The organism is Marinagarivorans cellulosilyticus, from assembly GCF_021655555.1.
In the GTDB taxonomy this organism is placed as follows: Bacteria; Pseudomonadota; Gammaproteobacteria; order Pseudomonadales; family Cellvibrionaceae; genus Marinagarivorans; species Marinagarivorans cellulosilyticus.
In genome coordinates this window covers 455,398-471,664 of sequence record NZ_AP023086.1, presented here as the reverse complement: position 1 = coordinate 471,664, position 16,267 = coordinate 455,398, and the positions used below count along the sequence as shown (strand labels likewise).

Below are 16,267 nucleotides of genomic sequence, written 5' to 3'. Positions count from 1 at the left end.
TATTCCCGTTAAATCTCGGCGTTTAGAAAACGGTGCAGAGAACTTCACCGCCGATACCTGCAGCACGGGCTGCGCGATCTGTCATTACACCTTTACTGGTAGTAACAATCGCTACGCCTAAGCCACCACGAACCGAAGGCAATGCGCCTTTACCGGCATAAGAGCGCAAACCTGGACGGCTTACGCGATCGATTTCAGCGATTACTGGCTTACCTTCGAAGTACTTAAGTTCGATAGTTAGCTCGGCTTTCACCTCGTCGTTTACACCAAAATCAGTAATGTAGCCTTCGCTTTTAAGAACTTGTGCTACGTTTTTTTTCAGCTTAGATGAAGGCATAGAAACGCTAGTCTTACCGACCATTTGTGCGTTTCGGATGCGAGTCAGCATATCAGCTAATGGATCTTGCATGCTCATTGTTAATTGCTCCTCAGAACCAACCTTACCAACTAGCTTTAACTAAGCCAGGGACATCACCGCGCATTGCTGCTTCGCGGAGCTTATTTCGACACAAGCCGAACTTGCGGTAAACCGCATGTGGACGACCAGTGATACGACAACGACGTTGAATGCGTGCAGCGCTACCATCACGTGGCAATTTCTGCAGTTTAATCATCGCTTCCCACACTTCTTCTTCAGAAGAGTCGACGCTTGAGATGATTGCTTTCAACGCATCGCGTTTTGCTGAATCTTTTTTAACAAGGTTGGCGCGCTTAGCTTCGCGCGCGATCATAGATTTCTTTGCCATTTACTACACCAATTCCTATTAACCTTTGAACGGGAAGTTGAACGCTTTAAGTAGCGCACGACCTTCGTCATCAGTGCGGGCTGTGGTGGAAATACAGATATCCAAACCGCGCATTTTGTCGATCTTGTCGTAGTCAATCTCAGGGAAAATGATTTGCTCAGAAACACCCATAGAGAAGTTTCCACGCCCATCAAATTGCTTAGGACTGATACCACGGAAGTCACGAATACGTGGAATCGCAATTGACACTAAACGATCCAAAAATTCGTACATTTTTTCAGCACGTAAAGTTACTTTACAACCGACCGGCCAGCCTTCGCGAACCTTAAAACCAGCGATTGATCTACGCGCCAATGTAACAACAGGCTTTTGACCAGCAATTTTTTGCATATCGCTAACTGCGTGATCTAAAACCTTTTTATCGCCAACTGCTTCACCAACACCCATGTTAATGGTGATTTTGGTGATCTTTGGCGTTTCCATTACATTTTTCAAACCCAGCTCTTTGAAGAGCTGAGGTGCAATTTCGTTTTTATAACGTTCTTGTAGCCTGGCCATCATTCTCTCAGTGCGCTTACGCGTCTACCGCCTCGCCATTGGACTTGAACACACGAATCTTGCGCTTATCGTCCAAAACTTTAAAACCAACACGGTCAGCCTTACCTGTAGCGGCATTAAAAATCGCTACATTAGATTCCTGAATTGGCGCCTCTTTTTCGATAATGCCACCGGCAATACCTGCTTGAGGGTTTGGCTTTTGGTGCTTTTTAATCATTTGCACACCGGTAACTAGTAAGCGACCATCAGAAAATACTCGAGACACTTTGCCTCGTTTTCCTTTGTCGCGACCGGTGATTACAATCACTTCGTCATCACGTTTAATTTTACGCATTAACCCGTCCTCTAAATACCGGCGTGCTTAAAGCACTTCGGGCGCCAAAGAAATAATCTTCATGAATTTTTCGCTGCGCAACTCGCGAGTTACTGGTCCAAAAATACGCGTACCTACGGGCGCATCTTGAGCATTCAGTAATACTGCTGCATTGTCATCGAAGCGAATGATAGAGCCATCGTTGCGACGAACACCTTTTTTGGTGCGCACAACCACAGCATTCATTACTTGGCCTTTTTTCACTTTACCGCGGGGAATTGCTTCCTTAACGGTTACTTTAATAATGTCACCTACTGCAGCATAACGACGGTGAGAGCCGCCTAGCACCTTGATACACATCACACGACGTGCACCACTGTTATCCGCCACATCAAGGTATGTTTGCGTTTGAATCATCTTTTATCTCCAAAGCTCCAATGGCGGTTAGATCGCCGCAGCGCGCTCTTCCACTTTAACCAAAGACCAGTTTTTAGTCTTAGATAGTGGACGCGATTCTGCAATCGTTACCAAATCACCAGTGTTGCACTCATTATTTTCATCATGAGCCTTGACTTTTGATGATTTACTGACGTATTTGCCGTAAATAGGATGCTTAACACGACGCTCAATAAGTACCGTTATAGACTTATCCATTTTGTCGCTGACAACTTTTCCGGTTAGGGTACGAACAAGTTTTTTCTCAGACATCTTATTTACCTGCCTTTTCTGCGAGCAAAGTTTTAATACGGGCAATATTGCGACGCACTTGTTTAACCAAGTGAGTTTGCGTCAACTGACCCGTAGACGCTTGCATGCGAAGCTTGAACTGTTCTTGTAATTGAGCGAGCAATTCGTTGTTCAACTCTTCGACTGATTTTTCGCGGAGTTCTTGCGCTTTCATTACATCACCGATCGCTTAACAAACGTTGTTTCCACAGGAAGCTTGGCTGCCGCTAAGGCAAAAGCTTCTCGTGCCAGCTCTTCAGAAACACCTTCCATTTCATAAAGAACTTTACCTGGTTGAATCTGGCAAACCCAGTATTCAACGTTACCCTTACCTTTACCTTGACGAACTTCTAAAGGCTTTTGAGTAATTGGCTTATCAGGAAACACTCGTATCCAAATTTTACCGCCACGCTTAATGTGACGAGTCATAGCACGACGAGCTGCTTCGATTTGACGGGCTGTAATGCGACCGCGACCGGTAGCTTTCAAGCCGTACTCACCAAAACTCACTTTAGAGCCGCGCTGGGCTAAGCCGCGGTTACGGCCTTTTTGCTGCTTACGAAATTTCGTACGCTTAGGTTGTAACATTTTGCGTACCCCTTATCTTGAGCTCTTTTTCTTTTGATTGGTCTCGACTTCCTCGACACCACCAATGACTTCGCCTTTGAAGATCCACACTTTGACACCAATGATGCCGTAAGTAGTGGCTGCTTCTGCAGTTGCGTAGTCGATATCTGCGCGCAAAGTATGAAGAGGTACACGACCTTCACGGTACCATTCGGTACGTGCGATCTCTGCACCGCCTAAGCGGCCGCCAACTTGAATTTTTACACCCTCGGCACCTTGACGCATTGCGTTCTGTACAGCGCGCTTCATAGCGCGACGGAACATGACACGGCGTTCAAGTTGTTGCGCAACACTCTGCGCAGCCAAAGTTGCATCCAAGTCAGGCTTGCGAATTTCTTCGATATTGATGTGAACAGGCACACCCATTTTCTTAGTTATCGCAGCGCGTAACTTCTCTACATCTTCGCCCTTTTTACCGATAACGATACCGGGGCGAGCAGTGTGAATAGTGATGCGAGCAGTGTTTGCTGGACGCTCAATTTCCACACGGCTTACAGATGCGTGAGCCAATGTCGATTGAATGAATGCACGCACAGTAAGATCAGTGTAAAGCTTTTCAGCATACTGCTCCTTACCGGCATACCAAGTCGACGTATGCTTTTTAACGATTCCGAGACGAATGCCTGTCGGATGTACTTTTTGACCCATAACGTCGCTCTCTTATTGATCAGCTACTTTAACGGTAATGTGACAGCTGCGCTTAAGGATGCGATCTGCACGTCCTTTAGCACGCGGCATTATCCGCTTCATGGTTATACCTTCATCTACAAAAATCGTAGACACTTTAAGCTCATCGACATCAGCGCCTTCGTTATGCTCGGCATTAGCGATTGCGGATTCAAGAACTTTCTTAATTAAGGCTGCACCTTTCTTCGTGCTGAACGTTAGAAGTTCTAGTGCTTCTTCAACACCTAAACCTCTAATCTGATCAGCCACCAATCGCGCTTTCTGCGCAGAGATGCGAGCACCTTTATGTTTTGCTGCTACTTCCATCGTGAAACACCTCGTAGGTTCTCGCGCGATTAGCGCTTAGCTTTCTTATCTGCAACGTGACCTTTATAAGTACGTGTCGCAGAAAATTCACCCAGTTTGTGTCCAACCATTTCTTCGTTAATCGAAACAGGGACGTGTTGACGACCGTTATGTACCGCGATAGTCAAGCCAACCATTTCAGGCAAAATCATTGAACGTCGCGACCAAGTTTTAATAGGACGGCGATCGTTTTTCTCGGCTGCCACTTCTACCTTCTTCAAAAGATGGTGGTCAATGAACGGGCCTTTTTTTAGTGAACGTGGCACTGCAAGTTCCTCTCTATGTCCGGTCAGTCGTCGTTATTTTTTGTTACGACGACGAACAATCATGTTGTCGGTGCGCTTGTTACTGCGCGTTTTATAACCCTTAGTTGGAGTACCCCAAGGTGATACAGGATGACGGCCACCAGAGGTACGACCTTCACCACCACCATGCGGGTGATCAACTGGGTTCATTGCAACACCGCGGACAGTAGGACGAACACCACGCCAGCGCGTAGCACCTGCCTTACCTAGTGAACGCAGGTTATGCTCACTATTTGAAACTTCGCCCAATGTTGCACGACAATCCGCAGGTACTTTACGCATTTCGCCAGAGCGCAAACGAACAGTAGCGTAAGCACCTTCGCGAGCAACCAACTGAACGCTGGTACCAGCTGAACGCGCGATTTGAGCACCCTTACCAGGCTTCAATTCAACACAGTGAACAACACTACCTAAAGGCACGTTACGCAAAGGTAATGTGTTACCTACCTTGATAGGTGCCGCATCGCCAGACTGAATAACGTCGCCAGCTTTAAGCGATTTAGGAGCAATAATGTAGCGGCGTTCACCGTCGGCATAACATACCAATGCGATGTTAGCTGTGCGGTTCGGATCATATTCCAAACGCTCAACTTTCGCGGGGATACCATCTTTATTACGACGGAAGTCGATAAGACGGTAACGCTGCTTGTGACCACCACCAACGTGACGAACAGTAATTCGACCGTTGTTGTTGCGACCACCGCTTTTAGATTTCTTTTCAATCAAAGGAGCATAAGGTGCGCCTTTGTGCAAATCAGGGGTCACAACACTTACTACAAAGCGGCGCCCTGGTGACGTAGGTTTACGTTTTACAATAGCCATCTCTTATGCTCCTGCCTCTGCAGAAAGAAGATCGAGATCTTGACCTTCTTCCAAGCGAACGTAAGCTTTTTTCCAGTCGCTGCGCTTGCCAATGCCGTGCTTAGTACGCTTGGTTTTACCTTTAACAAGCGCTGTACGAACATCAACAACCTTCACTTCAAACAACTGCTCTACCGCTGCTTTGATTTCTGGCTTGGCCGCATCACGTGCAACTTTAAATACAACTTGATTTGACGCTTCAGTTAGGATTGCAGCTTTCTCAGAAACTACAGGCCCTAATAGCACCTTGTATAAACGCTCTTGGTTCATGCCAAAGCCTCCTCAAGTTGCTTAAGTGCAGCAACAGTAACCACAACTTTCTCTGCGCGGATTAAGCTAACAGGATCAACAGCCTGCGCATCACACACTTCGATTTTGTGCAAATTACGTGAAGCAAGATATAAGTTTTCACTAACCTCTTGGCTCACAATCAAAGCATTCGATAAGCTGAATTCATTCAACTTGGCGACTAGAGCTTTGGTTTTTGGTGCATCAACATCAAAGCTCTCAACAACGATTAAACGCTCTTGACGTGCAAGCTCAGACAAAATGCAACGCAATGCTGCGCGGTACATTTTCTTATTTAATTTTTGCTCAAAATTACGTGGTTTCGCAGCAAAGTTAACACCACCCGTACGCCAAATTGGGCTACGGATAGTACCAGCACGTGCGCGACCAGTACCTTTTTGACGGAATGGCTTTTTGCCACCGCCAGATACTTCTGAACGAGTTTTCTGAGCTTTGGTACCTTGACGAGCACCAGCCATGTACGCAACAACAGCTTGGTGTACAAGGTCTTGATTAAACTCTTTACCAAACGCAACCTCTGAAACTGCAACAGTTCCGTTAGTGCCGCTTGGCGTAGCAATATTTAATTCCATGGTCGACCCCCTAGGAAATTAACCGTTATTACGCAATTTAACGGCAGGACGAACAATCACGCTGCCACCTGGCGCACCAGGAACTGCACCTTTGATAAGAAGCAAGTTGCGCTCAACATCGACCTTAACAACTTCCAAGTTCTGTGTAGTCACACGAGCTGCGCCCATATGACCGGCCATTTTTTTGCCTTTGAAAACACGACCTGGAGTTTGACACTGACCAATTGAACCTGGCGCACGGTGAGACAAAGAGTTACCGTGAGTAGCATCTTGCATTGCAAAATTCCAACGCTTAACACCACCGGCAAAACCTTTACCTTTTGATTGACCTGTTACGTCAACAACTTGACCAGCTTCGAAAGCTTCTACTGTAATTTGACCACCCACTTCGAAAGCTTCTTGCGCGTCGTTGCGTAGCTCTACCAAAATAGAACCGGCTTCTGATTGCGCTTTTTCGTAATGGCCTTTTTGTGGCTTAGTTACACGGGAGGCTCGACGAGACCCTACAGCTACTTGAATCGCATTGTAGCCATCGGTTTCTGCATTCTTAACCTGGGTGATGCGGTTAGGCTCTACCTCAACCACAGTGACAGGAATGGAAGAACCATCTTCTGTAAATATACGTGTCATACCGCTTTTGCGGCCGACAATACCAATCGTCATTGTTTTAACCTCAAGTGTACGGGGCTCTTACCCGCTATGGCCGCCCATCTCAGAGCGTTACACACCCCAAATGGACTTGCCGGTAAGGGGCTGGTTTTGGAGCTTTAATTAACCGAGACTAATTTGAACTTCAACACCAGCCGCCAAATCTAGCTTCATTAGGGCGTCTACAGTTTTCTCGGTTGGTTCTACTATGTCGAGTAAACGCTTGTGAGTGCGAATCTCGTATTGGTCACGCGCATCTTTGTTTACGTGCGGTGATACCAAAATGGTATAGCGTTCTTTGCGTGTAGGTAGCGGGATAGGACCGCGAACCTGCGCACCAGTACGCTTTGCTGTTTCAACAATTTCTTGCGTCGAAGCATCGATCAACTTGTGATCAAACGCTTTTAAGCGAATTCGTATGCGTTGATTCTGCATTTGAACCAAAACTCCAGTAATTTTTAAAGAACTTTTGGGCAGGCGCCTTATGGGCCCACTCAAAATGGAGGCGGCATTCTATGTTGGGGGCAACACCATGTCAACAGCAGAACAAAAATAATCGCATATTTTTTGGGCAACCCAGCACTTTTGTGAACAACCACAAAAAAGGGGAGCCATTAGCTCCCCTTTTCAAGCCCTAAGGCTAAATCGCAAATATTACTCTACGATTTTTGCTACAACACCAGCACCAACGGTACGACCACCTTCACGGATAGCGAAGCGCAAGCCTTCGTCCATCGCAACAGGGTTGATCAAAGTAACGTTCATTTTGATGTTATCGCCAGGCATTACCATTTCAACGCCATCTGGAAGCTCACAAGCACCAGTGATGTCAGTGGTACGGAAGTAGAACTGTGGACGATAGCCTTTAAAGAATGGAGTGTGACGACCACCTTCATCTTTAGACAATACGTAAACTTCTGCTTCGAACTTGGTGTGTGGATTAATTGAACCAGGCTTAGCCAAAACTTGACCGCGCTCAACATCTTCACGCTTAGTACCACGCAAAAGAACACCAACGTTCTCACCAGCGCGACCTTCGTCAAGAAGCTTGCGGAACATCTCTACACCAGTACAGGTTGTTTTAGTCGTTTCGCGGATACCGATAATTTCGATTTCCTCACCAACTTTAACAATACCACGCTCTACACGACCAGTTACAACAGTACCACGACCAGAAATAGAGAATACATCTTCGATAGGCATAATGAATGGCTTGTCGATGTCACGCTCAGGCTCAGGAATGTAAGAATCCAAAGCTTCAACCAATTTCTTAACAGCGGTTGTGCCAAGCTCGTTCTCGTCTTTACCTTCCAATGCCATCAATGCAGAACCTGCAATGATTGGAGTGTCGTCGCCAGGGAATTCGTAAGCTGACAACAAGTCACGAATTTCCATTTCAACAAGCTCAAGCATTTCTGCATATTCTTCTGAATCAACGCCGCCACAATCTTCAGCAAGAAGGTCAGCTTTGTTCAAGAACACAACGATGAAAGGAACACCAACCTGGCGAGACAACAAGATGTGCTCACGCGTTTGTGGCATTGGGCCATCGGTAGTACCACAAACCAAGATAGCGCCATCCATTTGAGCAGCACCAGTAATCATGTTTTTAACATAATCGGCGTGACCTGGGCAATCTACGTGCGCGTAGTGGCGAGTTGGTGAATCATACTCAACGTGAGAAGTCGCAATGGTTATACCACGCGCTTTTTCTTCTGGAGCGTTATCAATACCGTCGAAAGCAACAGCAGTACCGCCAAAAACTTCAGCACATACGCGAGTCAATGCTGCAGTCAAAGTTGTTTTACCGTGGTCAACGTGGCCGATAGTACCGACGTTAACGTGGGGTTTATTACGTTCAAATTTTTCTTTTGCCACTTTTAAAGTCCTCTTAAGAAATTACTTTAGTGAAGTCAGATAAAAACCAATTATTCGCCGGTACCATCTTACAGTTAAATTTTTACAGTCAGATTCTAGCGATGATGTCCTGCGCAACATTACCTGGCACCTCTGCATATTTGCAGAACTCCATGGCATAAGTCGCGCGACCTTGTGTGGCAGAACGGACGGCCGTTGCATAGCCAAACATTTCTGCCAAAGGTACTTCAGCCGTGACAACCTTACCGGAAACACTTTCATCCATACCCAAGATCAACCCTCGACGTCGATTTAAATCGCCAACTACATCTCCCATATTTTCTTCGGGAGTGACGACCTCAACCTTCATCACGGGCTCCAACAGCACCGCACCACCAAACTCAACCAGCTTTTTAGTTGCCATCGAGGCAGCAATCTTAAAGGCCATTTCAGAAGAGTCAACATCATGATACGAACCGTCGTAAATTGTCGCCTTTAATCCAAGCAAAGGATACCCGGCTACTACACCGTTTTTCATTTGCTCTTCAATGCCCTTTTGGATTGCTGGAATAAAATCTTTAGGCACAACACCACCTACGACCTCATTCACAAACTCAAGCCCTTCTGAAGATTCATCCTCACCTGGCTCAAACTTAATCCAAACATGCCCGTACTGGCCGCGACCGCCAGACTGACGAACAAACTTACCCTCGATCTCACACGAATTACGAATCGCTTCGCGATAGGCAACTTGAGGCTTACCAATATTGGCTTGAACCCCAAACTCTCGACTCATGCGGTCAACAAGAATATCTAAGTGAAGCTCACCCATTCCAGAAATAATAGTTTGGCCCGTCTCCTCGTCAGTTTTCACCTGAAAGGAAGGATCCTCTTGCGCCAACTTGCCTAACGCTATCCCCATTTTTTCTTGATCAGCCTGTGTTCGCGGCTCTACTGCCACCGAAATTACAGGCTCAGGAAACTCCATGCGCTCCAAGGTAATTACACCATCCTGCGAACACAATGTATCCCCAGTGGTGACATCCTTAAAGCCTATCCCAGCGGCAATATCACCCGCCAAGACTTCTTTAATTTCTTCGCGCTGATTCGCATGCATTTGCACCATGCGACCTACACGCTCTTTCTTACCCTTCACCGGATTAAAAACTGAATCTCCCTGCTTTAGGGTGCCAGAGTAAACTCGGAAAAAAGTTAACGTACCCACAAAAGGATCCGTCGCGATCTTAAAGGCCAGCGCTGCGAAAGGTGCGCTATCGTCTGCTTCACGCGTCGCAACCGAAGAGTCCTTATCATCAAGAATCCCCTCAATAGCCTTAACCTGATCGGGAGCGGGCAAATACTCAATTACCGCATCCAGAACAGCCTGCACACCTTTATTTTTAAAGGCCGAGCCACCCAACACAGGGACAAGCTTATTCTCTAGCGTGAGCTTACGGATACCGAACTTAATCTCTTCTTCGGTTAACTCCCCGCCCTCGAGGTACTTTTCCATTAACTCATCGGTAGCTTCAGCGGCTGATTCAACCACAAATTCGCGCATTTCAGCACACTCTTCGGCCAAATCTGCGGGAATATCAGCATACTCAAAAGAAACACCCTGATCCTGCTCACTCCAGAGTATTGCTTTATTTTTAACTAAATCGACAACGCCTTTAAAATCTTCTTCAGCGCCTATTGTCATATGCAGCGGCACTGCATTAGCGCCGAGACGCGTTTTCAGCTGCTCGACAACACGACGGAAATCAGCACCTGTACGGTCCATTTTATTCACGAAAACCATTCGCGGAACTTCGTACTTATTGGCCTGACGCCATACGGTTTCTGTTTGGGGCTGCACACCAGAGGAGCCACACAATACAACAACCGCACCATCTAGCACACGGAGCGAACGCTCTACCTCAATTGTGAAGTCTACGTGGCCAGGTGTATCAATAATATTGATTCGATGCTCATCAAACTGCTGCGCCATACCCTTCCAAAAACAGGTAGTCGCGGCTGAGGTAATAGTAATCCCCCGCTCTTGCTCTTGAGCCATCCAATCCATCGTCGCGGCACCATCGTGCACTTCGCCGATTTTATGTGAAACGCCAGTATAAAAAAGCACTCGCTCCGTTGTTGTGGTTTTACCCGCATCAACGTGCGCACAAATACCAATATTGCGGTAACGCGAAATTGGAGTTTTACGTGCCACTATGCCGTTCCTCAGAATTCTTATAAATAATTAGTTTGACTAAAAAATAAGCCAGATAAACAACGAAAAGGCAGCAAAAATAGCTGCCTTTTCGTTGCAAACACAACATAAAGCTTAGAAACGAAAATGCGAGAACGCTTTGTTCGCTTCAGCCATACGGTGTACGTCTTCACGTTTCTTAACTGCTGCACCTTTACTTTGAGATGCATCAATTAGCTCACCCGCTAAGCGGAAAGCCATAGACTTTTCACCACGACCACGCGAGTAATCAACCAACCAGCGCATAGCCAAAGCTGTGCGACGTGATGGGCGAACCTCAACAGGCACTTGGTAAGTTGCACCACCAACACGGCGAGACTTAACCTCAACCATAGGGGCAACATTTTCTAATGCTTCTTGGAAAACTTCCAATGGGTCCTTGCTGGTTTTTTCAGCAACGACATCTAAAGCACCATATACAATGCGCTCAGCGACAGATTTCTTACCGCTGACCATTACGTGGTTCATAAACTTAGCCAAAGTTTGATCTCCAAACTTTGGATCCGGAAGAATCTCACGTTTTGCGACGACGCGTCTTCTTGGCATATAACTACACTCACTTTAATTCAGGTTTGCCTGAGACTAAACCACCTAGATGGTACTAGCTCAGCCTTACTGGATCTTAAGACTTAAAAACGTTAAGCAACCTTATTTAGGACGCTTGGCACCGTACTTAGAACGAGCTTGTTTACGATCTGCAACACCAGAGGTGTCAAGCGAACCGCGAACAGTGTGGTAACGAACACCTGGCAAATCTTTAACACGACCGCCACGAATCAAAACAACACTGTGCTCCTGCAAATTGTGCCCTTCACCACCAATGTAAGAAGTCACTTCGTAGCCGCTAGTTAAGCGAACACGACAAACTTTACGCAAGGCAGAGTTTGGCTTCTTAGGGGTTGTGGTGTAAACGCGGGTGCAAACACCGCGACGCTGAGGACAGTTTTGCAACGCAGGAACGTCACTCTTCTGTACTTTACGTTTTCTCGGCTTACGAACCAACTGGTTGATCGTTGCCATGGAAAAAACTCCAAAATAAATTACGCTGCAATTAAACAGCTATTAAACAAAAACGGGTGCTAATAACCCGCCCGCAAAATGCGGGTGGCGCATTCTAAATGCGCCACCCAGCAAGGTCAAGCAGTGATTGCCTGAAAATTAATCATTACTTGAGCGCAGCGCTTCTGTAAGTGCGGCTTCAACTTCCGCTGCACTAACTGTCTCTGTAACAACTTCCTCAACTTGCTCACGCTTACGACGACGCTCTTTGTGATAAGCCAAACCGGTTCCCGCAGGAATAAGTCGACCCACAACAACGTTTTCTTTCAAACCGCGCAAGGTATCAACCTTACCGGTTACCGCAGCCTCAGTAAGTACACGTGTGGTCTCCTGGAACGATGCCGCCGAAATAAACGACTCTGTTGCCAAAGAGGCCTTAGTAATACCCAACAGCTCACGCACATAACGCGCAGGCTGCTTGCCTTCAGCACGCAGCTTTTCGTTTTGCTCAAGCACGCGTACAAATTCCGCCTGTTCGCCCTTAACGAAGTCAGAATCACCCATTTCTGTGATTTCAACTTTGCGCAACATCTGGCGAACAATAACCTCGATGTGCTTATCGTTAATTTTTACACCCTGTAAGCGGTAAACGTCTTGGATTTCGTTGGTGATGTAATCTGCCAACGCCGCCACGCCCTTCAACCTTAAGATGTCATGCGGGTTAGATGGGCCATCTGACACAACCTCACCCTTAGTTACCGCTTCACCTTCGAACACGGTTAACTGACGATGCTTAGGAATCAGCACTTCGTAGTGCGTAGAGCCATCTTCCATTACTTCACCATTTGGTGGCGTAATAACAAGGCGGCGCTTACCTTTAGTTTCTTTACCGAACGATACCGTACCGGATATCTCCGCCAAGATTGAAGGCTCTTTCGGTTTACGCGCTTCAAACAAGTCGGCAACACGCGGCAGACCACCGGTAATATCACGCGTTTTTGAACCCTCTTGAGGAATACGCGCAATAACGTCACCAATGCTAACCATATCGCCATTGGCCAAGCTCAAAATCGACTTGTTTGGCAGCATGTAGTGTGCAGGCTGGTTAGTGTTAGGCAAGTACAATTCATTGCCTTCGGCATCAACTAAGGTCACAGCAGGTTTCAAGTCTTTACCGGCAGATGGACGCTCGGAAGGGTCCATAATCTCGATTGACGAAAGACCTGTGATCGCATCTTGCTGGCGACGCACAGATAACCCATCTTCCATGCCACTCAAAATAACCTTACCGGTCATTTCTGTAATGATGGGGTGAGTGTGCGGATCCCATTTCGCAACAATAGCGCCACCGGCAACTTCAGCACCCTCTTTCGCACTAATTACGGCACCGTAAGGAATCTTATAACGCTCACGCTCACGGCCAGTAGCATCGGCAACAGCAATTTCGCCCGAGCGCGATACCGCAACCAAAGAGCCATCTTCACGAGATACAGTTTTAATGTTGTGTAAGCGAATAGTACCGTCTTGCTTAATTTGAACATTGTCAACAGCAGACGCTCGGCTAGCCGCACCACCAATGTGGAAGGTACGCATCGTAAGCTGTGTGCCAGGCTCACCAATTGACTGTGCAGCAATAACACCAATAGCTTCACCCACATTGGCACGATGCCCGCGAGCCAAGTCACGACCGTAACACTGCGCACAGATACCATGGCGGGTTTCACAGTTAATGGCAGAGCGCACGATAACTTCATCGATCGCCATATGCTCTACGCGCTCAACCCATTTCTCATCGATAATGGTGCCCGCAGGTACTAGGATTTCATCGCTACCTGGGCGAACAACATCCTGCGCGATAACACGACCCAAGATACGATCACCCAAAGATTCGATGATGTCACCACCCTCAATTACAGGCGTCATGGTCAAGCCGCGGTCAGTGCCACAATCTACTTCTGTAATAACAACGTCCTGTGCAACATCCACCAAGCGACGCGTTAAGTAACCCGAGTTAGCCGTTTTTAGTGCGGTATCCGCAAGCCCCTTACGAGCACCGTGCGTTGATATAAAGTACTGAAGTACGTTTAGGCCTTCACGGAAGTTAGCGGTAATGGGGGTCTCGATGATCGAACCATCTGGACGCGCCATCAAACCGCGCATACCGGCCAACTGACGGATCTGAGCTGGCGAACCACGAGCACCTGAATCGGCATACATAAATACCGAGTTGAATGAGGCTTGCTTCTCTTCTTCGCCAGCTTTATTAATCACAGGCTCAGTAGAAATACCTTCCATCATCGACTTCGCCACTAGATCGTTAGCTCGCGACCAAATATCGATAACTTTGTTGTATTTTTCGCCTTGTGTTACCAAACCTGAAGCATACTGGGTTTCGATTTCTTTCACTTCGGCTTCAGCACGACCAATAAGCTCGGCTTTCTCATCCGGTATTTGGAAATCATTCACACCAATCGATGAGCCAGACTTAGTTGAGAAGTCGTATCCCATGTACATTAATTGGTCTGCGAAAATAACTGTCGCCTTAAGACCAACAATGCGATAACAGAAGTTTATAACCGTTGAGATCGCCTTTTTAACCATGTTGCGGTTAATTAGTTCGAAAGGAACGCCGTCGGGAACAATTTCCCACAACAAAATACGACCTACAGTAGTCTCAACAAGTTTTTTGGTCTCTTCCGTTTCGCCATCTTCACTCATAATAATGTCGTTAATACGACATTTAATGCGCGACTGAAGATGCACCTTACCGGCGTAGAATGCACGCGATACTTCTTGTGCATCAGAGAAAGCCATGCCTTCACCTAAACCATTTACGCGCTCACGCGTCATCCAGTACAAGCCCAATACCACGTCCTGAGAAGGCACGATGATAGGCTCACCTGATGCTGGCGATAAAATATTGTTGGTAGACATCATCAAAGCACGCGCCTCTAGCTGCGCTTCGATAGTCAAAGGTACGTGAACCGCCATTTGGTCACCATCGAAGTCGGCGTTATACGCCGCACACACGAGAGGGTGCAATTGGATAGCTTTACCTTCAATAAGAACAGGCTCAAACGCTTGAATACCCAAACGGTGAAGCGTTGGCGCGCGGTTAAGCAACACAGGGTGCTCACGAATCACTTCATCAAGAATATCCCAAACAACAGGCTCTTCGCGCTCTACCATTTTCTTAGCGGCTTTAATGGTCGTCGCTAAACCGCGCAACTCAAGCTTACTGAAAATAAAGGGCTTAAATAACTCAAGTGCCATCTTCTTGGGAAGACCACACTGATGCAAACGTAGAGTAGGACCGGTCACAATTACAGAACGACCAGAGTAATCCACACGCTTACCAAGTAAGTTCTGACGGAAACGACCCTGCTTACCTTTGATCATGTCGGCAAGTGATTTTAAAGGACGCTTGTTAGAACCGGTAATGGCGCGACCGCGACGACCGTTATCTAACAGCGCATCAACAGACTCTTGCAGCATGCGCTTTTCGTTGCGCACGATAATGTCTGGAGCATTAAGGTCTAATAGGCGCTTCAAGCGGTTGTTACGGTTGATAACACGACGGTATAAATCGTTAAGATCCGAAGTCGCAAAACGACCACCGTCCAATGGCACTAACGGACGAAGATCTGGCGGAAGAACCGGTAAAGCTTCAAGTACCATCCACTGCGGCTTATTGCCAGAGTTGATAAAGGCTTCAACCAACTTCAAACGCTTAGAAAGCTTTTTAATTTTGGTTTCGGAATTGGTGTTCGGAATTTCTTCGCGCAACATTTGCGCTTCGGCATCCAAATCGATATCCATCATTAGGCGCTGAATAGCTTCGGCACCCATTTTGGCATCAAAGTCGTCACCAAACTCTTCCATCGCTTCGAAGTATTGCTCGTCTGTCAGCAATTGGCCGCGCTCAAGCGTGGTCATGCCAGGGTCGACAACAACATAAGATTCGAAATACAACACGCGCTCGATGCTACGCAAGGTCATATCAAGCAGCAAACCGATACGGCTTGGCAATGATTTCAAGAACCAGATATGCGCACAAGGTGCTGCGAGTTCAATGTGCGCCATACGGTCGCGACGCACTTTCGCCAAAGTCACTTCAACACCACATTTTTCACAAATGATGCCGCGATGCTTCATGCGTTTGTACTTACCACACAAGCACTCGTAATCTTTTACTGGGCCAAAAATCTTGGCACAAAACAAGCCTTCACGCTCAGGCTTAAAAGTACGGTAGTTGATGGTTTCGGGTTTTTTAACTTCACCAAATGACCAAGAGCGGATCATTTCTGGTGATGATAAACCAATACGGATACCGTCAAACTCGTCCGCTTGCCCTTGGTTTTTCAAAATGTTCAGCAAATCTTTCAAGGTGTTTCCTCCAGTGGGTGCCTTGCACAGTGGGTTGACGCTTACGCCAACCCACCACCGTTTTAGGGGTCTACTTT

General features: G+C 47.0%; 21 protein-coding genes. All 21 read right to left on the bottom strand.

Annotated elements, in window-relative coordinates:
• Positions 1–22: 22 nt before the first annotated feature.
• The gene (rpsH, locus tag MARGE09_RS01800) at positions 23–415 is read right to left on the bottom strand and encodes a 30S ribosomal protein S8 (protein WP_236985655.1); all 393 of its coding nucleotides are present in this window, start codon (positions 413–415) and stop codon (positions 23–25) included.
• A 25-nt stretch (positions 416–440) separates the two neighbouring features.
• Positions 441–746, bottom strand: a complete 306-nt coding sequence (rpsN, locus tag MARGE09_RS01795) for a 30S ribosomal protein S14 (RefSeq protein WP_236985654.1) — start codon at positions 744–746, stop codon at positions 441–443.
• Between the two features lie 18 nt (positions 747–764).
• A complete protein-coding gene (gene rplE / locus MARGE09_RS01790; protein ID WP_236987434.1) occupies positions 765–1,304 on the bottom strand; it encodes a 50S ribosomal protein L5 in 540 nt (179 codons plus the stop codon).
• Between the two features lie 16 nt (positions 1,305–1,320).
• Complete coding sequence (gene rplX / locus MARGE09_RS01785) at positions 1,321–1,638, bottom strand: 50S ribosomal protein L24 (protein ID WP_236985653.1); 318 nt, start codon at positions 1,636–1,638, stop codon at positions 1,321–1,323.
• Positions 1,639–1,665: 27 nt separating this feature from the next.
• A complete protein-coding gene (gene rplN, locus MARGE09_RS01780; protein ID WP_236985652.1) occupies positions 1,666–2,034 on the bottom strand; it encodes a 50S ribosomal protein L14 in 369 nt (122 codons plus the stop codon).
• Positions 2,035–2,061: 27 nt separating this feature from the next.
• Positions 2,062–2,325 carry a 30S ribosomal protein S17 gene (rpsQ, locus tag MARGE09_RS01775; RefSeq protein WP_236985651.1) on the bottom strand — a complete coding sequence of 88 codons (264 nt, stop codon included), beginning with the start codon at positions 2,323–2,325 and terminating at the stop codon, positions 2,062–2,064.
• A 1-nt stretch (position 2,326) separates the two neighbouring features.
• Positions 2,327–2,518, bottom strand: a complete 192-nt coding sequence (gene rpmC / locus MARGE09_RS01770; RefSeq protein ID WP_236985650.1) for a 50S ribosomal protein L29 — start codon at positions 2,516–2,518, stop codon at positions 2,327–2,329.
• Positions 2,518–2,931 (bottom strand): 50S ribosomal protein L16, encoded by a 414-nt coding sequence (gene rplP, locus MARGE09_RS01765; protein ID WP_236985649.1) that lies wholly within the window; start codon positions 2,929–2,931, stop codon positions 2,518–2,520. Before rplP ends, rpmC begins: the two co-directional genes overlap by 1 nt.
• 12 nt (positions 2,932–2,943) lie before the next feature.
• Positions 2,944–3,618, bottom strand: a complete 675-nt coding sequence (gene rpsC / locus MARGE09_RS01760) for a 30S ribosomal protein S3 (protein ID WP_236985648.1) — start codon at positions 3,616–3,618, stop codon at positions 2,944–2,946.
• Between the two features lie 12 nt (positions 3,619–3,630).
• On the bottom strand, positions 3,631–3,963 hold the full coding sequence (gene rplV, locus MARGE09_RS01755; protein WP_236985647.1) for a 50S ribosomal protein L22: 333 nt from the start codon (positions 3,961–3,963) through the stop codon (positions 3,631–3,633).
• Between the two features lie 29 nt (positions 3,964–3,992).
• Entirely contained in the window at positions 3,993–4,268 is a 276-nt protein-coding gene (gene rpsS / locus MARGE09_RS01750; protein ID WP_236985646.1) for a 30S ribosomal protein S19, read from the bottom strand.
• A gap of 33 nt (positions 4,269–4,301) precedes the next feature.
• Positions 4,302–5,129, bottom strand: coding sequence for a 50S ribosomal protein L2 (rplB, locus tag MARGE09_RS01745; protein WP_236985645.1), 828 nt, complete (start codon positions 5,127–5,129; stop codon positions 4,302–4,304).
• 3 nt (positions 5,130–5,132) lie between these two features.
• Complete coding sequence (rplW, locus tag MARGE09_RS01740; protein WP_236985644.1) at positions 5,133–5,438, bottom strand: 50S ribosomal protein L23; 306 nt, start codon at positions 5,436–5,438, stop codon at positions 5,133–5,135.
• Positions 5,435–6,049: a 50S ribosomal protein L4 gene (gene rplD / locus MARGE09_RS01735; RefSeq protein ID WP_236985643.1), complete on the bottom strand. Its 615-nt coding sequence runs from the start codon at positions 6,047–6,049 to the stop codon at positions 5,435–5,437. Before rplD ends, rplW begins: the two co-directional genes overlap by 4 nt.
• An 18-nt stretch (positions 6,050–6,067) precedes the next feature.
• The gene (gene rplC, locus MARGE09_RS01730) at positions 6,068–6,712 is read right to left on the bottom strand and encodes a 50S ribosomal protein L3 (RefSeq protein WP_236985642.1); all 645 of its coding nucleotides are present in this window, start codon (positions 6,710–6,712) and stop codon (positions 6,068–6,070) included.
• 108 nt (positions 6,713–6,820) lie between these two features.
• Complete coding sequence (rpsJ, locus tag MARGE09_RS01725; protein ID WP_236985641.1) at positions 6,821–7,132, bottom strand: 30S ribosomal protein S10; 312 nt, start codon at positions 7,130–7,132, stop codon at positions 6,821–6,823.
• Positions 7,133–7,351: 219 nt separating this feature from the next.
• Positions 7,352–8,575, bottom strand: coding sequence for an elongation factor Tu (tuf, locus tag MARGE09_RS01720; RefSeq protein WP_236985640.1), 1,224 nt, complete (start codon positions 8,573–8,575; stop codon positions 7,352–7,354).
• An 88-nt stretch (positions 8,576–8,663) separates the two neighbouring features.
• Positions 8,664–10,766: an elongation factor G gene (gene fusA / locus MARGE09_RS01715; RefSeq protein ID WP_236985639.1), complete on the bottom strand. Its 2,103-nt coding sequence runs from the start codon at positions 10,764–10,766 to the stop codon at positions 8,664–8,666.
• A 114-nt stretch (positions 10,767–10,880) separates the two neighbouring features.
• On the bottom strand, positions 10,881–11,351 hold the full coding sequence (gene rpsG / locus MARGE09_RS01710) for a 30S ribosomal protein S7 (protein WP_236985638.1): 471 nt from the start codon (positions 11,349–11,351) through the stop codon (positions 10,881–10,883).
• A 102-nt stretch (positions 11,352–11,453) separates the two neighbouring features.
• A complete protein-coding gene (rpsL, locus tag MARGE09_RS01705) occupies positions 11,454–11,825 on the bottom strand; it encodes a 30S ribosomal protein S12 (protein WP_236985637.1) in 372 nt (123 codons plus the stop codon).
• A 138-nt stretch (positions 11,826–11,963) separates the two neighbouring features.
• Positions 11,964–16,190, bottom strand: coding sequence for a DNA-directed RNA polymerase subunit beta' (rpoC, locus tag MARGE09_RS01700; protein WP_236985636.1), 4,227 nt, complete (start codon positions 16,188–16,190; stop codon positions 11,964–11,966).
• Between the last annotated feature and the right edge of the window lie 77 nt (positions 16,191–16,267).